General features: G+C 41.8%; 18 protein-coding genes. 5 read left to right on the top strand and 13 right to left on the bottom strand.

What is annotated here, in order from left to right:
• Positions 1 to 14: 14 nt before the first annotated feature.
• Complete coding sequence (thiD, locus tag EDD68_RS10715) at positions 15 to 824, top strand: bifunctional hydroxymethylpyrimidine kinase/phosphomethylpyrimidine kinase (RefSeq protein ID WP_132372281.1); 810 nt, start codon at positions 15 to 17, stop codon at positions 822 to 824.
• Positions 821 to 1,474 (top strand): thiamine phosphate synthase, encoded by a 654-nt coding sequence (gene thiE, locus EDD68_RS10710; protein WP_132372280.1) that lies wholly within the window; start codon positions 821 to 823, stop codon positions 1,472 to 1,474. The genes thiD and thiE overlap by 4 nt, the downstream gene beginning before the upstream one ends.
• Before the next feature lie 164 nt (positions 1,475 to 1,638).
• Here thiE and EDD68_RS10705 read toward each other — a convergent pair whose 3' ends face one another.
• From EDD68_RS10705 to EDD68_RS10665, 9 genes are all read right to left on the bottom strand, one after another.
• Positions 1,639 to 2,205: a carbonic anhydrase gene (locus EDD68_RS10705; protein ID WP_132372279.1), complete on the bottom strand. Its 567-nt coding sequence runs from the start codon at positions 2,203 to 2,205 to the stop codon at positions 1,639 to 1,641.
• 13 nt (positions 2,206 to 2,218) lie between these two features.
• On the bottom strand, positions 2,219 to 3,877 hold the full coding sequence (locus EDD68_RS10700) for a SulP family inorganic anion transporter (protein ID WP_132372278.1): 1,659 nt from the start codon (positions 3,875 to 3,877) through the stop codon (positions 2,219 to 2,221).
• A gap of 251 nt (positions 3,878 to 4,128) precedes the next feature.
• Positions 4,129 to 4,356: a sulfurtransferase TusA family protein gene (locus tag EDD68_RS10695; RefSeq protein ID WP_132372277.1), complete on the bottom strand. Its 228-nt coding sequence runs from the start codon at positions 4,354 to 4,356 to the stop codon at positions 4,129 to 4,131.
• Positions 4,357 to 4,414: 58 nt separating this feature from the next.
• A complete protein-coding gene (locus EDD68_RS10690) occupies positions 4,415 to 4,975 on the bottom strand; it encodes a sulfurtransferase TusA family protein (RefSeq protein WP_132372276.1) in 561 nt (186 codons plus the stop codon).
• A gap of 23 nt (positions 4,976 to 4,998) precedes the next feature.
• Positions 4,999 to 5,295: a rhodanese-like domain-containing protein gene (locus EDD68_RS10685; RefSeq protein ID WP_132372275.1), complete on the bottom strand. Its 297-nt coding sequence runs from the start codon at positions 5,293 to 5,295 to the stop codon at positions 4,999 to 5,001.
• A gap of 42 nt (positions 5,296 to 5,337) precedes the next feature.
• The gene (locus tag EDD68_RS10680) at positions 5,338 to 5,703 is read right to left on the bottom strand and encodes a rhodanese-like domain-containing protein (RefSeq protein WP_132372274.1); all 366 of its coding nucleotides are present in this window, start codon (positions 5,701 to 5,703) and stop codon (positions 5,338 to 5,340) included.
• A gap of 299 nt (positions 5,704 to 6,002) precedes the next feature.
• Positions 6,003 to 6,236: a glutaredoxin family protein gene (locus tag EDD68_RS10675; protein WP_132372273.1), complete on the bottom strand. Its 234-nt coding sequence runs from the start codon at positions 6,234 to 6,236 to the stop codon at positions 6,003 to 6,005.
• 55 nt (positions 6,237 to 6,291) lie between these two features.
• Positions 6,292 to 6,681 carry a DsrE/DsrF/DrsH-like family protein gene (locus EDD68_RS10670; RefSeq protein WP_132372272.1) on the bottom strand — a complete coding sequence of 130 codons (390 nt, stop codon included), beginning with the start codon at positions 6,679 to 6,681 and terminating at the stop codon, positions 6,292 to 6,294.
• 189 nt (positions 6,682 to 6,870) lie between these two features.
• The gene (locus EDD68_RS10665; RefSeq protein WP_132372271.1) at positions 6,871 to 7,062 is read right to left on the bottom strand and encodes a hypothetical protein; all 192 of its coding nucleotides are present in this window, start codon (positions 7,060 to 7,062) and stop codon (positions 6,871 to 6,873) included.
• A 249-nt stretch (positions 7,063 to 7,311) separates the two neighbouring features.
• On the opposite strand from EDD68_RS10665, the gene EDD68_RS10660 reads away from it, so the two are divergent.
• The 3 genes from EDD68_RS10660 to EDD68_RS10650 are packed head-to-tail and all read left to right on the top strand — an operon-like array spanning position 7,312 to position 9,546.
• The gene (locus EDD68_RS10660; protein ID WP_132372270.1) at positions 7,312 to 7,983 is read left to right on the top strand and encodes a hypothetical protein; all 672 of its coding nucleotides are present in this window, start codon (positions 7,312 to 7,314) and stop codon (positions 7,981 to 7,983) included.
• A 19-nt stretch (positions 7,984 to 8,002) separates the two neighbouring features.
• A complete protein-coding gene (gene nfsA, locus EDD68_RS10655) occupies positions 8,003 to 8,752 on the top strand; it encodes an oxygen-insensitive NADPH nitroreductase (protein ID WP_132372269.1) in 750 nt (249 codons plus the stop codon).
• Positions 8,753 to 8,799: 47 nt separating this feature from the next.
• The gene (locus EDD68_RS10650) at positions 8,800 to 9,546 is read left to right on the top strand and encodes an NAD-dependent protein deacylase (RefSeq protein ID WP_132372268.1); all 747 of its coding nucleotides are present in this window, start codon (positions 8,800 to 8,802) and stop codon (positions 9,544 to 9,546) included.
• A gap of 98 nt (positions 9,547 to 9,644) precedes the next feature.
• On the opposite strand, the gene EDD68_RS10645 is transcribed toward EDD68_RS10650, so the two are convergent.
• The 4 genes from EDD68_RS10645 to EDD68_RS10630 all read right to left on the bottom strand — a co-directional run bounded on the left by EDD68_RS10645 (position 9,645) and on the right by EDD68_RS10630 (position 14,875).
• Positions 9,645 to 11,168 (bottom strand): succinate CoA transferase, encoded by a 1,524-nt coding sequence (locus EDD68_RS10645; protein WP_132372267.1) that lies wholly within the window; start codon positions 11,166 to 11,168, stop codon positions 9,645 to 9,647.
• A gap of 209 nt (positions 11,169 to 11,377) precedes the next feature.
• Entirely contained in the window at positions 11,378 to 12,058 is a 681-nt protein-coding gene (locus EDD68_RS10640) for a LytTR family DNA-binding domain-containing protein (protein ID WP_132372266.1), read from the bottom strand.
• 319 nt (positions 12,059 to 12,377) lie between these two features.
• Positions 12,378 to 13,733, bottom strand: a complete 1,356-nt coding sequence (locus tag EDD68_RS10635) for a GntP family permease (RefSeq protein ID WP_132372265.1) — start codon at positions 13,731 to 13,733, stop codon at positions 12,378 to 12,380.
• The gene (locus EDD68_RS10630; protein WP_132372264.1) at positions 13,733 to 14,875 is read right to left on the bottom strand and encodes a glycerate kinase; all 1,143 of its coding nucleotides are present in this window, start codon (positions 14,873 to 14,875) and stop codon (positions 13,733 to 13,735) included. The genes EDD68_RS10635 and EDD68_RS10630 overlap by 1 nt, the downstream gene beginning before the upstream one ends.
• Positions 14,876 to 14,927: the final 52 nt, after the last annotated feature.

Raw genomic sequence — 14,927 nt, 5'->3', positions numbered from 1 at the left:
AAAGGAGCTTGTCCATGATTCCAAAAGCATTAACCATTGCCGGTTCAGACAGCGGAGGCGGAGCCGGTATACAGGCTGATCTAAAAACCTTTCAGGAACTGAACGTATTTGGCATGTCAGCGATTACCGCACTGACTGCCCAGAATACACGGGGTGTTCAGGGCGTTTTTCCTGCTTCCAATGAATGCGTCCGTCAACAATTAGATTCCATTGCAGAAGATTTGAAACCGCAGGCTATTAAAACAGGCATGTTATATCGTTCATCCATCATACAAACGGTTGCCGAAAAAATCAAAACATACGGCTGGTCCAATGTGGTCGTAGATCCTGTCATGATCGCAAAAGGAGGGGCTTCTCTTTTACAGAAAGAAGCCATTGAAACACTAAAAACAAACCTAATTCCCCTTTCCACGGTCATTACACCAAATATCCCTGAAGCGGAAGTGCTAACGGGTATGAAAATTAAATCCAATGCTGACCGCAAACAGGCAGCCGAAATGCTGCTAGTCCTTGGATGCAGAAGTGTTGTCATCAAAGGAGGCCATCATGAGGATAATTTAGAAGCAATAGACTTATTTTTCGATGGGAACGATTTCGTATGGCTTCGAGGACAACGGATTCAAACGAGAAATACCCATGGAACCGGATGCACGTTTTCAGCTGCCATAACTGCTGAACTGGCTAAAGGTGAAAACGTTTTGAATGCCATTCGCACAGCAAAATCTTTTATACAGGCTGCCATTGAACATGAATTGAACATAGGTAGTGGACACGGACCTACCAACCACTGGGCCTTTCAAACATACAGGATGGGAAGACCATGATGATAAGCCGTAAACAATTACAGTTGTATTTTGTCATGGGAAGTTCAAACTGCAGGGAAAATCCAGAACAGACTTTAATGAAAGCCATCAGAGGCGGCATTACCTGTTTTCAGTTTCGGGAAAAAGGAAAAGGTTCAAGAAGAGGCAGAGCAAAATTTGAGCTGGCCCTTCAGCTAAAAACCATCTGCCGTGAATACAACATTCCTTTTATTGTGAATGATGATGTGAATTTAGTTCTTGAAATCGACGCTGATGGAATTCACATCGGTCAGGAAGACGACTCACCATTAGAAGTCCGCCGAATGCTGGGCAGGAAAATTCTCGGTATTTCCGCCCACAACACTGAAGAAGCCCGTGAGGCTGTCAAAAACGGGGCCGACTATTTAGGGGTTGGTCCCATGTTTCCCACCCGAACAAAAAAAGATTGCCGAGAAGTAAGGGGACCTGAAGTCATTCGGGAAATAAGGAGTGATGGAATTACCATTCCTATAACGGGAATTGGCGGAATTAAATCCAGTAATCTTGATCAGGTTATTCAGGCCGGAGCAGATGGAGTAGCCGTTATTTCAACCATCAGTCATTCCAGGGACCCTGAAATGATAGCACGCGAGCTGATTACCCGAATCAAACCATTGACTGCTGATGATTAACGAGAAAAGCGTATGCGGCTTGCCAGTACCAGGGACTCCGGAAAGACACCAATCACCACAGCATGCCCGATACAGGCAACACCAATACAACGTCCTCACACTTGTTTCTAGACAATCAAAAACCCCTTGTTTGAGGAATTCGATCCTCAAAACAAGGGGCCTTGTTATCGTGGTTTATATTCCGTAACTTTTTCCAATTTTCCTGACTCCAAATGGAAGAGCACTCCAAGGATTTTGACATCCTGACCATATTTTTGATAAATAGGATGGTTTTTTAAATTGTTTACCTGCTTTAAGACATTACGTCTGGAAAGTTCTTCTGGACTCCAGTCTTGGTTTCCTCCCTTTTCAGGTAAACTTTCCTTTACCTTTGAGAGCCAGGGTTGCAATTCAGATTCGTCATTTTCATTCCAGGCAGCTGCGACACCACCGCATGCGGTATGTCCCTTAACCATGACAGTTTTTACTTTTAAATGTTTTAATGCATAATATAATCCTGCATTAAAGCTTTCATCATCTTCAGAAACCTGATTGGCTATGTTGCGGTGTGTAAAAAAATGACCCGGCGGCATTTTGGCAACAACAGAAGGACTTACCCGGGAATCTGAACATGCAATGACAAAAAAGTCCGGGTTCTGCCCCTCCTTCAATTTGTTGAAATAATCCGGATTCTCAGATAAAAACTCCTGGATAAATTCCTCATTTTTCTGGAAAATTGTTTCTTCTTTCATGATTCACCACCACTTACTGTACTGTATTAAGAGCCTGTTTGACCGTTAGGAAGTTTATTTTATCACCATATTTTTCATCCCATCCGGCCCGTTTAACCAGATCCTTGACTGGCCCTTTCATACCTGCTATATAAAATTTTACACCGGAATCTCTATAACTTTCAATAATTTCCTCTAATTCATCAATGGCCACTGCATCAATGGCATTGACTGCGGAAAAATCAAGGATGACATTGCTTGCATTTTTTTCAGCAATAGCTTCCCGAAGTTTTTCTTCAAGAAAAGCCATGTTAGCAAAATATAATGAAGCATCGATACGATAAATCAGGGTATGGTCATAGGTTTTGGCATCCGGGAATCGTTTTATATTTTTAAATACATCCTCCTGTTCCACATAACCGAGTTCTGCTACATGCGGATAGGCACTTCTCCAGATGAACAGGATCAGTGAAACAGCGATCCCGATTAAAATTCCCTGTTCAATACCAAGAGTCAGCGTTGCAATAGCTGTAATGATTAATGTCCAGCCATCAGCCTGTCTGATTTTGAAAATATGAACAGCTTCCTTAATGTCAATCAAACCAAAAACCGCAACCATAATGATAGCAGCAAGCACAGCCTGTGGCAGATAGTAAAGCAATGGGGTCAAAAACAGCAACGCAACGAGAATAATCACTGCCGTAATAATGGAAGCAAGACCTGTTCTGGCACCAGCCTGATAGTTCACCGCTGAACGAGAAAATCCTCCTGTAACCGGATAAGCAGAGAAAAAGGAACCTACTATGTTCGCCAGACCTAATCCGTTTAACTCCTGATTAGAGTTTATTTTATATTTCTCCTTCGCTGCAATGGCCTTGGCAACAGCGATGGACTCCATAAATCCCACAAAGGAAATCGTCAGAGCAATGGGGAGCAGCGCCCCGATGGATGCAAAGTCAAATGCAGGCAATGAAAGACTTGGAATCCCTTGTGGAATGTCACCTACAATGTTTACTCCCGCTGTTTCATTTAATTTAAATAGATACGTAAACACAGTACCAAGAACAACCACAACCAGTGGTGCAGGAAATCTCGGCAACTTTTTTTTAAAAAAGAGCAAGACTGCGATGCTGCCAACTCCAATGATAAGAGCCGTCAGATTCGTTTCTCCTATCCCCCTGATCGCCTCATATAAAATGACAAAAATGCTGTCTTTAGGCAGATCAAAACCTAATATATGCTTTAACTGACTAAGTCCGATAATTAAAGCAGCAGCAGATGTAAATCCACTGATGACGGCATGGGATAAGAAATTTACTAAAAATCCTAACCGAAAAATACCGAGGGCAAACTGTATGACCCCAACCATTAGAGCCAAAAGCAGTGCATAAGACACGAATTCTTCAGTTTGGGGTTCTGCCAGCTGTGATACCCCGGTAAAAACAAGAAGGGATACCATTGCAACCGGTCCGACAGCCAGTTGACGGGATGAACCGAACAACGCATAAATAATTAAAGGGATCGTGGAGGCATAAAGGCCGATTTCAGGAGGTAATCCTGCCAGCATTGCATATGCCATTCCCTGAGGGATCAGCATGACAGCAACGATGAGTCCTGCTGATAAATCCCCACGCAAATCATTTTTATGATAATGGCTTAACCAGTCTATTGCCGGAATGATTTTTTTCAACATGTAAGTAAGTCCTCCTTCACTGGCTTCAATTGTATCATGTCCTTTTCAGCCAAACTTTATATATAAAAGGATATTGGCTAAACACAGACTATTTTCCATTTTACCCTATAGGGTATATAAAACGCAATAAAAATATTATCATTCAGGGGTACATATTTGGGGAGTGGTGGAATTGAGACATCCGCTAAAATCTTTTCATCACAAATTCACGAAGGAAAGGGTACGATGATCACCATCGCACCCCTGAAATATTAACCTTTTTTAACCCAGTATTTGAAAACGCCGTCTTCTTCTTTACTCTCAAGCAGTTCATGTCCACTTGATTCTGTCCATGCTGTCAAATCGTTTTTTGAACCTGGATCTGTTGCATGTACTTCTAGAATATCTCCGGAATCCAGTTCATCGATTGCTTTTTTTGTTTTAACAATTGGCATTGGACAGGAAAGCCCTTTTACATCCAGTACTTTTTTTGCTTCCATTTTATACACACTCCTTATAGAAATTTTTGATTAAGTTGAATGAAACCATCTGTCAGTATTATGAATCAGATTTTTCAATCGGCCCATCCCATTCGGACATGCCTGGTACCACATTAATGACATGGTATCCCTTTTCAGATAATTTTTGCGCAGCCATATCGCTGCGGTTGCCCGTACGGCAGACAACATACACGTCTTTGTCCTTTTCTATTTCATTCAAACGCTCTTCTAACTCTCCCATTGGAATGGACAAGGCCCCTGGAATATGGCCAAAGGCATATTCTGCCGGTTCACGGACATCTATAATGGTTATATCTTCGTTTAGTTTGCTTTTTAATCCGTTGTTATCAATCGTTTTATCGTATTTTTTTTCTTCCTTTTCTTCTCCTTCAGAAGCTTTGCGGATATAGTGTTTTAATACCTCGCCGTCTTCTTTCGTTCCAAGATATTGATGTCCTGTACTTTCAGCCCATGCTTGAATGTCAGCAATCGATCCTTTATCAGTTGCCAGAACTTCCAGAACCTGACCTCCCTCCAGATTGTTCATGGCTTTTTTTGTTTTGACAATTGGCATCGGGCAAGTCAGACCACTTGCATCAACTGTAAAATCTGCCTTCATTTCAAATCCCCCTAGTTTTTTATTTATTCTACTGGTCCTTCCCAGTCAATCATGCCGCCGACCATATTTACCGCATGATATCCCTGGGCATTCAAATATTGAGTAGCTAACCCACTTCTGTTACCGGAACGGCATACCATGACATACTCTTTATTTTTATCTAATTCGTGTGCGCGGAATTCCAGCAGGCTAAGCGGAATATTAACCGCTCCGGGAATAGCTCCCTGTTGAACTTCTGCAGCTTCACGGACATCAATAATATGAACTTCTTTTCCACTGTTGATCATTTCTTCAACTTCTTTTGCTGTAATCGTATCCATCTATATCAACCTCCTTTTCATTCTCTAATTGTATATCATACGTTACCGATAGGCATTTACGCCACCCTGAACATTGGTGACTTCAAACCCATGCTTGATTAATATTCGGGCAGCTACCATGCTTCGATTCCCACTCTGACAAATCACGACAACTTCTTTTTCCGGATCTAATTCGCTCAGCCTGGATTTCAGCGATTGCAAAGGTATGTTTTTAAAACCTTTAACATGATTTCCCTGAAATTCAATGGGTGTTCTTACATCAATAAATTGTTTGTTTTTTTTGTTTAGCTTTAACTCTTTATTTAATTCTGATGCAGACATCTGCTTCACACCTTTTGGTGGGATCATTCGCCTCAAAATGAACAGAGCAGCAAGTCCGATCAGAAGAAAGGTTAAAAGATTATCCATATAACTCCCTCTTTCTTTTTCGTTTCTCCTATTACCCCTATGGGTATAGGGTAAACGAAAAAAAATATCCCGTCAACTCCTGAAACACAAATAATGGATCAACAATCCTATCATACATGTTTTCAGGAATATATCCTTATTTCATAACAGTGATCCTAGCTGTTGCCGTTTTTAGCCTAATGTGTATTGCTATTTCCGGGCGCAAGACTTGATTCTTTATCCTTTACCCTCCGAAATAGTTGAAAAATCAAAGATATGGACACCCCCGCAGAGGAGGTATCCATCATGTTCCATATACCTTAGTTATTTTCTTCAAGCAGTTCAGTAATGGCCTGAGGGTCAAAACCGAGTACCCATTTTCCATTAATTTCTGTTTGAGGTACTCCCATTTCACCTGTTGTCTGCACCAGGCGCTGGGCTGCAATCGGATCCCGTTCAACATTTACTTCTTTATATTCCACACCCTTTTGTTCTAAAAAGGTTTTAACCATATTACAGTATGGGCAGGTGCTTGTTGTGTAAACGGTAACCATCTTATCGCCTCCTTCCCGGAAAAAGACCCTTGCTTCCAAATCCATTCTATATTTCTTAGAAGGTTAGAGAAATATCAGCATCTTTCGCATAGTTCAGGAAAGTAGCTGCTCCTCCAACTTCAATACCATCAACGAAATCTTCTTTCGAAAGACCCATTACATCCATTGTCATCTGGCAGGCAACAAATTTCACGCCAAGGTCCTGAGCCATTTCGATCAGTTCAGGAATGGAAGGTACATTTGCCTTTTCAAATCCTTCTTTAAAGTGTTCGGTTCCTTCAGGCATTGGGAGTTGTTTGTGTGCTTCTTTGTGAATAAGATTCAGACCTTCAAATGTGAAAAAGATTTCAACTTCGCCATCCGCTGCAGCAGCAGCTGTTGCAATATTGAAAACTTTATACGCGTCAAATGCGCCTCCATTTGCTGCAATAATCGCTACTTTCATGTTTAAATTTCCCCCTTAATCTTTTTTTCATGAATTTTTTTCGGGTTCTTTCCATATACCCTATGTGGTATATTATAAGACCCCGGAACATTTGTCAAGAAAAAAATAAACATTCAATAGGGAGAAATTCTTTATTTGGTGGTATTACTCCTATACCCATTGTGGTATTGTGAACTTCAAAAACATGTTCTAATCACCGTTGTCCATCCACTTATTTTTGTAATAGTTCACAATCCATTCACGAAAGATGACAAAATAACCCATAACTGGAACAGCAAAAAACACGACCATCCAATCACTCAGATAATGAAAATAATGAAGAGCAGTCATACACAATAGAATCACAAGCAGCAACAGGTCAAACAATAGCATTCTGTTCATGAGATCACCCGTATTTTTTTACCTATTGTATGCCTGAAAAGATAAGCCGTGAAGGTAAGCATTATCTGTTCAGAAATGTTCATAATGCTGAAAGGGCTTTTGGATATGGACATGAAAAAATATTGCAGATGTTCGTAACATTCTAGTAAACTCTGGATTACCGGTTGTTTGTATAATGAATATTTTTCTTACTTATCGGCTCCTTATCATTTATAATTGTTATGAAAAATGATTTGAGGACTGATGCTAATGAACAAGTTGATCACAACATGTGTATTATGTACGTTATTGATAACGGGTTGCTCTTCCAAGGAAAGTTCTCCTGTTTCTGTCAAGGAGCCAGAACAAGATGCAGACCAACATAACCCGGAACAATCGGATGATCTTCCAGATATGATTTCCATCCCCCTTGAAGGAGAGATTCTGGAGGTCCATCTGCCTTCTATTCCGCTTCTTGATATGTATTTACATACAAGTGAATCTTATCAACAGGAACTGAACCATATAAAAGCCATTCCTGTTTCAGAAAACCTGTATTTGGTATCGTATGCCTGTGATGATTCGGAAACCCTCTGTTCCCATATTCTCATCCATAAGGAAAGTGACGGCACCATGTCATTACCTGTTGCAGATTTTTCTACTTTTCATGAGGCTGTCTTTTCTCCGTCAGGACAAAAAGTATTGCTCCAGTTTGTCCGACCTGTAAACGGAAAAGAAGTAAGCCATCTGGTCGTTATTGATTTAAATAGCTTTGAACAGCTGTCGTTACAAAACGAAGCGCTTAAACGTGATGTTCTTCATTATCAAACATCCATACTTGAAAAAGAATGGGTTCATGATACACAATTAAAAATAAAAATTCCTTATGATGAATTTCCGCCCGATGATAAAGGTGCACAATGGATTGAATTTGAACTGTAATCTTGTAAGGAGGATACACATGAACCCCGTCATTGAACAAATGTTTCGTCACAGATCTATCCGAAAATTTAAAGAACAGCAACTTTCGGACAGGCAAATCAGAACCATTGTAGAGGCTGCTCAGCGTGCTTCGACATCTAACTACTATCAGGCATATTCCATTATCGGGGTGACAGACCCTATCATAAAAAAGGAAATCGCCGATTTATCCGGACATGAACATGTGGAAAGAAGTGGTCATTTTTTTGTTTTTTGCGCTGACCTTCTTCGTTTAATCGAGCGTGCTGAATCCGTTACAAGGGCAAAGTTGAAGGAGAACCTGGAAAATACAGAACATTTCCTGGTTGCTGTCATAGATGCAGCACTTGCAGCCCAGAATGCCAGTCTTGCTGCTGAATCAATGGGTCTAGGGATTTGTTATATTGGTGGAATCCGCAATGACATGAAACGGGTTGATGAGTTGTTAAAGCTGCCTGAATTCGTTATTCCATTGTTTGGACTCGCTGTGGGATATCCAGATCACGATCCGGGTGTGAAACCCCGTTTACCTCTCGAGGCTGTTTATTTTGAAAATATATACTGTCATGATGAAGCAGTCTACACACGCGCGCTTGAAAACTTTGATGAAACCCTGAAGAAGTATTATGCGGAACGCGCCACAAACCGCAGGCACGATACCTGGAGCGATCAGATCCAGAGAAAGTTAATCCGACCAGTCCGTTCAGAAGTAACAGAATATGTTCAGAGTAAAGGGATGAATAAAATATAGTCATTTGCATACAAAAAGAATATATTTACTGGCATTGGGGTGAACGGATGAACCAAATCATACATGAAATCGGAAATCATCTTAAACAGGCAAACCATATTGTAATCTTAACTGGTGCCGGGGTAAGTACAGACAGCGGTATACCTGATTTTCGTTCTGCCGGTGGAATTTGGGATACGGATCAAACCAGAGAATATTATATGTCCAATCACTATTACCGAAACAACCCGGACGATTTCTGGAAAAAGTATAAGCAAATTTTTCAGCTAAAATTGGCCGGGGAATATGAGCCTAACGAAATCCACGACTTTCTTAAACGACTGGAAGTAGAAGGAAAACATATTTCCATTATCACCCAGAATGTAGATGGGCTGCATACAAAAGCTGGAAGCCGTCACGTTCTTGAATATCATGGGACACTGGCAACGGCCAGCTGTCCGGCATGCGGGGATACGTACCCTTTGACATATGTTATGAATACTGACATTCCATTATGTGGTCATTGTAGTGTTCCCCTTAAACCTGATGTGGTTTTATTTGGGGATCCCATTACGGAACATGAAAAAGCAGAACAGATGATTGAGCAGGCCGAATTTATGCTTGTACTTGGTACATCTCTCTGGGTTAAGCCCTTCAATTTATTGCCTGAATTCGCAGTCTATGAATGTAACATACCCGCTGCCATTATTAATCGGGAGCCAACAGCGAAAGACAATCTTTTTGATTTTGTGGTACACAGTGAATTAAAAAAGGCAATTTCTAAGCTGCAAAACGATTTGTTTCACAACAACTAAACCGCCGGCATTTTTTCGACCGGCGGTTTTTTATTAGAAAACGAAAACATTGTATTCAATATTAACCTGTACAAAGAAATTTCTCATTTTTATTGAAGTTACTTTAATCGAGTTCTTACTCCTCCCCCAACCAATGCTTTTTCACGCATGGTTCCGGTTGCGGCAAGGCGTTCATGAAATGAGAAAGCCTTCTCAAGAACATGAGGTGTATGTCCCCCACGCTCCACTGCCTCATCAAGGTATTTCCATAGCAAAGATTTGTAATCGGGGTGGGCGCAGTTTTCTATGATTTCATAAGCCCGCTCGATGGGTGATTTTCCCCTTAAGTCTGCTACACCTTGTTCGGTTACAATGATATCTACATCGTGTTCATTGTGGTCAACATGGGAAACAAACGGAACGATACTGGATATATCCCCGTTTTTTTTCACTGATTTGGTAACAAAGATCGCCAATCGGGCATTGCGGGCAAAATCACCGGAACCTCCGATACCATTCATCATTTTCGTACCTTCGAGGTGTGTGGAGTTTACATTTCCATAGATGTCCACCTCCACTGCTGTGTTCATGGCGATGACACCAAGACGGCGAATGACTTCCGGATGATTGGAAATCTCCTGCGGACGAATCAGGATTTTATCTTTATAATCCTGAATATGATTCAGCACTTTATCCATGTAATCACGAGACAAGACTATCGCACTCGTTGAAGCAAAGTTGATCTTTCCAGCGTCAATTAAGTCAAAAACAGCATCCTGAATGACTTCTGAGTAGAGTGTCAGGTCATGAAAATCAGACTCCAAAAATCCGTATAACACCGCATTGGCCACAGAGCCAATTCCCGATTGAAGAGGCATCAGGCTTTTGGTTAAACGTCCTTCATCCACCTCATTCTGGAAAAAGCTCATCATCTGTTGTGCCATCTGTTCCGTTTCTTTATCTGGCTTTACAATGGTAGATGGTGTATCTCCCATGTCTGTCAAAACCACTCCTATAATTTTATCGGGATCAACCGGGATGGCAGGAATACCAATTCTGTCATCCGGCTTCAAAATACCAATTGGGTTTCGCATCTGTTCTTCTGGTGCATATATGTCATGTATCCCCTCTAGTTCAAGGGGCTGAGCGAGATTTAATTCCACGATCACTTCTTTCGCCCTTTCCACAAAAAGCGCGTTATTACCCACAGAGGTGGAAGGAACGATATATCCATCGTCAGTAATCGCAACCGCTTCGACAATTGCCAGATCAACATCCGGCAAAGCGCCTGAACGGATGTGTTCAGGCATGTCAGACAAATGAAGGTCTGTAAATTTAATCTCTCTTTTGTTTATGGCATTCCGCATCACATGATTCAGCTGGAAAGGCAGTCTTCTTCTGAGCAGCCCGGCTTCTGCCAGCTTTCCGTCAATTTCCCCTAAGGAAGCTCCTGTATACAGATCAAATTGAAAATCTTTCCGTTCTTTTGTCAGTTCCAGAAGTGCATGTAACACGGCTTTTGTATCACCGGAACGGGCAAATCCGCTGACACCGACTACCATCCCGTTTTGAATCCGGGCGGCTGCATCCTCAGCGGTCATCAGCCGTTTTTCCAGGGGCTTGTATCGTAAACGTTTATTCATGTTCATCATCCTCTTTTCATTATTTTGACAAAATCTTTATAAAAAAGGTATCAATGATTGCTCTCTCCCTCATTAAAATTTCTATAAAACAGAAAATCATGCTTTGAAAAAGAAATTTTTTCAGCGAATACATGTAATCGCTTTCTGAGTATATTGTGAAGTATTTCACAAATATCTGGTATATAAAACCGTCCGGACATGGACGGCCATTAAAAACCAAGAAAGTGCCTGAACAGGCTTGAATATTTTTGACTGACTGGCACCCTGCTCTGATGCTCATCTTTTAATATCAAGGAAAAAGTAGAATGAAAATGCGGATGGATTTCTTTAATCCAGTTCAGGTTTACAATAAATGAGCGATGGGTGCGGAAAAACTGATGTTCCGGCAGAATGTACTCAAGATCATTTAGGGTATGTTTATTCATGAAGGTACCATATTCTGTAATGATTAATGTTTTGCCTTTTTCCGATTTTATATAGACAATTTGATCATAATCGACCGTAAACCAGCGATCTTCCCTTTTTCCCACCAGAAAAGTCGGTGATTGGGCCGGCAGGGATTCTTGATTAGATTTGGGCGGAAATACAACCGTAACAATCCCCTCAATTTGACCATTATTCAGAATCGGGTACCCGGTTGCAAAGTAAGGTACACCAAATACATCTCGGCTGACTAGCATCGAAACTTTTCTTTTCGTCTTTAATGCTTTCCAGGATACAGAACCTCTTCGCAATGATTCACCTGGTTTAATGGGCAAATTCACGCTCTTTCCAGGTTCATAATAGATAAAATGGCTCGAATCAGCAACTGCAATTCCTGCTTCCTGCGGCAGCAATTCCCTTATGGATTTGACAAGACTGGGCAATGAGTCCAGCTTTTCCTGTTCCATACCCTTTCCCTCTCTCTGATGGGGTTCAGTTTTATTATATTACAGAAAAACCAAGTTTTCCGATTAACTGATTGAACATTTTATTACAATCATGTTCAGACTTTCCATACTTAAAACATACAGGCATGCATCTCATAGAAAGAAGAGCGGAATCATTGCTTAACAGGAGGGGTGCCAGGGAGGTTGTCGCCACCGCGGAATGACCGAAGCAGCTCAAGGGGCAGTGCGCTGAGTTGGACAAAACCACATTACGATATGAACATTTCCTAAAAATGATAAATCTGGAGCACATAACAGGTGCTCCAGATAGAAAAAGCCCTTACACAAAGATAAGCCATAAAACGAATGTTATCACAATTGCAGTGATTCCCTGAACAAGAGTTCCGCCAGTCTGTGCTTTATAAGCATCTGTTACGGACATACCGCTAAATTCTTTCACAACCCAGAAATAACTGTCATTCACATGAGACACGACCATAGCTCCTGCTCCGACTGCCATCACGACAAGTGCCAGGGGCAATGCACCGGTTATTCCGAGTTCAATTAAAAGCGGTGCGACTAATGAAGATGTAACAACAAGGGCTGCCGTCGATGATCCCTGCGCTGTTTTTAATGCAGCAGCAATCAGGAATGGAATTAAGATAAAGAATGAACCCGTTGCCAGGTCATTTCCTGCAAATCCTTCAATGAAATCAGCAACAGGGGTCGCTTTAATTACAGAACCGAATGCCCCTCCTGCTCCAGTGATTAATAGGATCGGTGCAGCATCCTTTAAACCCTGGCCAACCCATTCTGTTAATGTTTCTTGATTGAACTTCGGGACAAGCATAAAAGCAAACCATACCCCAATCAGTAAAGCCACTACAGGCGAACCAAGAAATAATAGAATGGAAAAAATCCCTCCTGACCAACCTGAAAACGAAATAATGGAACCAAGACCGATTAAAATAATCGGAACGGCAATCGGTGCAAAGGATTTAAATACAGATGGCAACTCACCAAAACGGTTCACAATTTCATCATAATCAAATGTAAGCTCGTCTTCTCCTTCTACTTTGATTTTTGTACCTACTTTTATTGCCCAGATATATCCGGCTATAATGGTTGGTACAGCAATAATCAGGCCGATTAAAATAATGGTACCGAGGTAGTTTTCGGCACCGATGTTCCCGGCTGCTGCAATCGGTCCGGGAGTAGGCGGTACCAGCGTATGCGTTGCAAATAAACCGGTTGACAGAGCTACAGCCATCGATGCAACTGCAACTTTTGCCTTTCTTGCCAGCGCTTTTTTTAAGGAGGACAAAATGACATAGCCCGAATCACAAAAAACGGGTATGCTGACTATTCCTCCGATCAAACTCATGGCAAGCTGCGGTCTTTTTTCGCCAACGACTCTTAACACGGTTTCAGCCATTCGAAGCGCAGCTCCCGTCTTTTCTAAAAATACACCAATGATCGTTCCAAACACGATGACGAGCCCGATACTGCCCATCAGACCGCCAAATCCTGATTGAACGGCATCCACCACTGCATTTAACGGCAATCCGGATAATATTCCGATTCCAAATACAGCAATGAGCAGTGACAGGAATGGATGGAGATTGAACTTTGCAGTTGCGAAAACTACAAAAAGAACTCCCAGCAAAATAGTGAATAGAAGCCAAAATCCTTCCATTATCGTTTCTCCCCTCTATTCATTGATTTTATCAAGTGAAAAATGTTAAGTGACTGATCATACAGCAATGACTCAGCATGTTCCATTGATTCAGTCAGGCTCATGGGCCTGTTAACCAGAGAAAAACAGGCTGTAAACCACTGATGAAAATCCTTCATTTCTCCCTCTATCCCCCCCGAAAGCAAAATAGAAGGAACCCCATATTTTTTGCAAAGTTGGGCTACATATCCTGGTGCTTTTCCATAAAACGTCTGTCTGTCGCTCTGCCCTTCCCCCGTTAAAACCAGGTCCGCTCCCGCTACTGTCTCCTCCAGATGACTATAACTGGCAATCAATTCTGCCCCTGATTCTATTTTTGCTCCTAATGACAGGAGAGCAAATCCAAGACCTCCTGCAGCTCCTGCACCTGGTGTATGTTTTGCCTGGATACCCGTCTGTTTTTCAAGTAAGTTGCTGTAACGGTCCAGTGCTCTGTCCAGTTGCAAAACCTGATCTCTCGTAGCACCCTTTTGAGGACCATATACATGACTGGCTCCCTGTTGCCCGCAAAGAGGATTTCTCACGTCAGACGCAATAAGAATCCTTGTATGCCGTAGTCGTTCATCCAGCCTGGACAGATCCACACGGGCAATTTTTAATAGGTCGTACCCAAACATGCCAGGTTTTTCGTTGTCTTCTGAAAAAAATTGTGCACCGAGGGCGCTTAACATCCCCATGCCCCCATCATTCGTCGCACTGCCTCCGAGCCCAATGACAATGTTCCGCAGTCCCTGATCAAGAACAAATTGGATACACTGTCCGATTCCGTATGTAGTTGTCCGATAAGGATTTCTTTTATGTTCCGGGACTTGAGTGATCCCTGATACAGATGCTACTTCAATTACCGCTGTCTTACCGTCACCAAGAATGCCGACCGGAGCCTTTATTTTTTCTCCCAGCGGGCCGGTACACGGGATATGCAAACGCTTACCCTTTGTTGTAAACAAAAGGCTGTCAAGGGTTCCTTCACCGCCATCAGCCATCGGTTTTAGAATGACTTCCGCATCCGGAAATACGTCTAAACAGGATTTTTTCATAATCAAACTGATTTCTTTTGCTGACAGACTGCCCTTAAATGAATCGGGGGCTATCACAACATTCATGCTCATCACCTTTATCATTTGTGATATCAATTTTATCTGAAAAATCAGTAAA

It is taken from the genome of Melghiribacillus thermohalophilus (assembly GCF_004342905.1).
In the GTDB taxonomy this organism is placed as follows: Bacteria; Bacillota; Bacilli; order Bacillales; family Alkalibacillaceae; genus Melghiribacillus; species Melghiribacillus thermohalophilus.
Note: the sequence above shows the minus strand (reverse complement) of the source record. Positions and strands in the feature narration are given on the sequence as shown.

Bases quoted from the DNA above. Each gene is read 5' to 3' on its own strand.
- EDD68_RS10645 (WP_132372267.1), bottom strand. From the start codon at position 11,168: ATGAATAAACGTTTACGATACAAGCCCCTGGAAAAACGGCTGATGACC.
- EDD68_RS10660 (WP_132372270.1), top strand. From the start codon at position 7,312: ATGAACAAGTTGATCACAACATGTGTATTATGTACGTTATTGATAACG.
- nfsA (WP_132372269.1), top strand. From the start codon at position 8,003: ATGAACCCCGTCATTGAACAAATGTTTCGTCACAGATCTATCCGAAAA.
- EDD68_RS10685 (WP_132372275.1), bottom strand. From the start codon at position 5,295: ATGGATACGATTACAGCAAAAGAAGTTGAAGAAATGATCAACAGTGGA.
- thiE (WP_132372280.1), top strand. From the start codon at position 821: ATGATGATAAGCCGTAAACAATTACAGTTGTATTTTGTCATGGGAAGT.
- EDD68_RS10695 (WP_132372277.1), bottom strand. From the start codon at position 4,356: ATGGAAGCAAAAAAAGTACTGGATGTAAAAGGGCTTTCCTGTCCAATG.
- thiD (WP_132372281.1), top strand. From the start codon at position 15: ATGATTCCAAAAGCATTAACCATTGCCGGTTCAGACAGCGGAGGCGGA.
- EDD68_RS10650 (WP_132372268.1), top strand. From the start codon at position 8,800: ATGAACCAAATCATACATGAAATCGGAAATCATCTTAAACAGGCAAAC.
- EDD68_RS10665 (WP_132372271.1), bottom strand. From the start codon at position 7,062: ATGAACAGAATGCTATTGTTTGACCTGTTGCTGCTTGTGATTCTATTG.
- EDD68_RS10640 (WP_132372266.1), bottom strand. From the start codon at position 12,058: ATGGAACAGGAAAAGCTGGACTCATTGCCCAGTCTTGTCAAATCCATA.
- EDD68_RS10680 (WP_132372274.1), bottom strand. From the start codon at position 5,703: ATGGATAATCTTTTAACCTTTCTTCTGATCGGACTTGCTGCTCTGTTC.
- EDD68_RS10635 (WP_132372265.1), bottom strand. From the start codon at position 13,733: ATGGAAGGATTTTGGCTTCTATTCACTATTTTGCTGGGAGTTCTTTTT.
- EDD68_RS10670 (WP_132372272.1), bottom strand. From the start codon at position 6,681: ATGAAAGTAGCGATTATTGCAGCAAATGGAGGCGCATTTGACGCGTAT.
- EDD68_RS10690 (WP_132372276.1), bottom strand. From the start codon at position 4,975: ATGAAGGCAGATTTTACAGTTGATGCAAGTGGTCTGACTTGCCCGATG.
- EDD68_RS10705 (WP_132372279.1), bottom strand. From the start codon at position 2,205: ATGAAAGAAGAAACAATTTTCCAGAAAAATGAGGAATTTATCCAGGAG.
- EDD68_RS10700 (WP_132372278.1), bottom strand. From the start codon at position 3,877: ATGTTGAAAAAAATCATTCCGGCAATAGACTGGTTAAGCCATTATCAT.
- EDD68_RS10675 (WP_132372273.1), bottom strand. From the start codon at position 6,236: ATGGTTACCGTTTACACAACAAGCACCTGCCCATACTGTAATATGGTT.
- EDD68_RS10630 (WP_132372264.1), bottom strand. From the start codon at position 14,875: ATGAATGTTGTGATAGCCCCCGATTCATTTAAGGGCAGTCTGTCAGCA.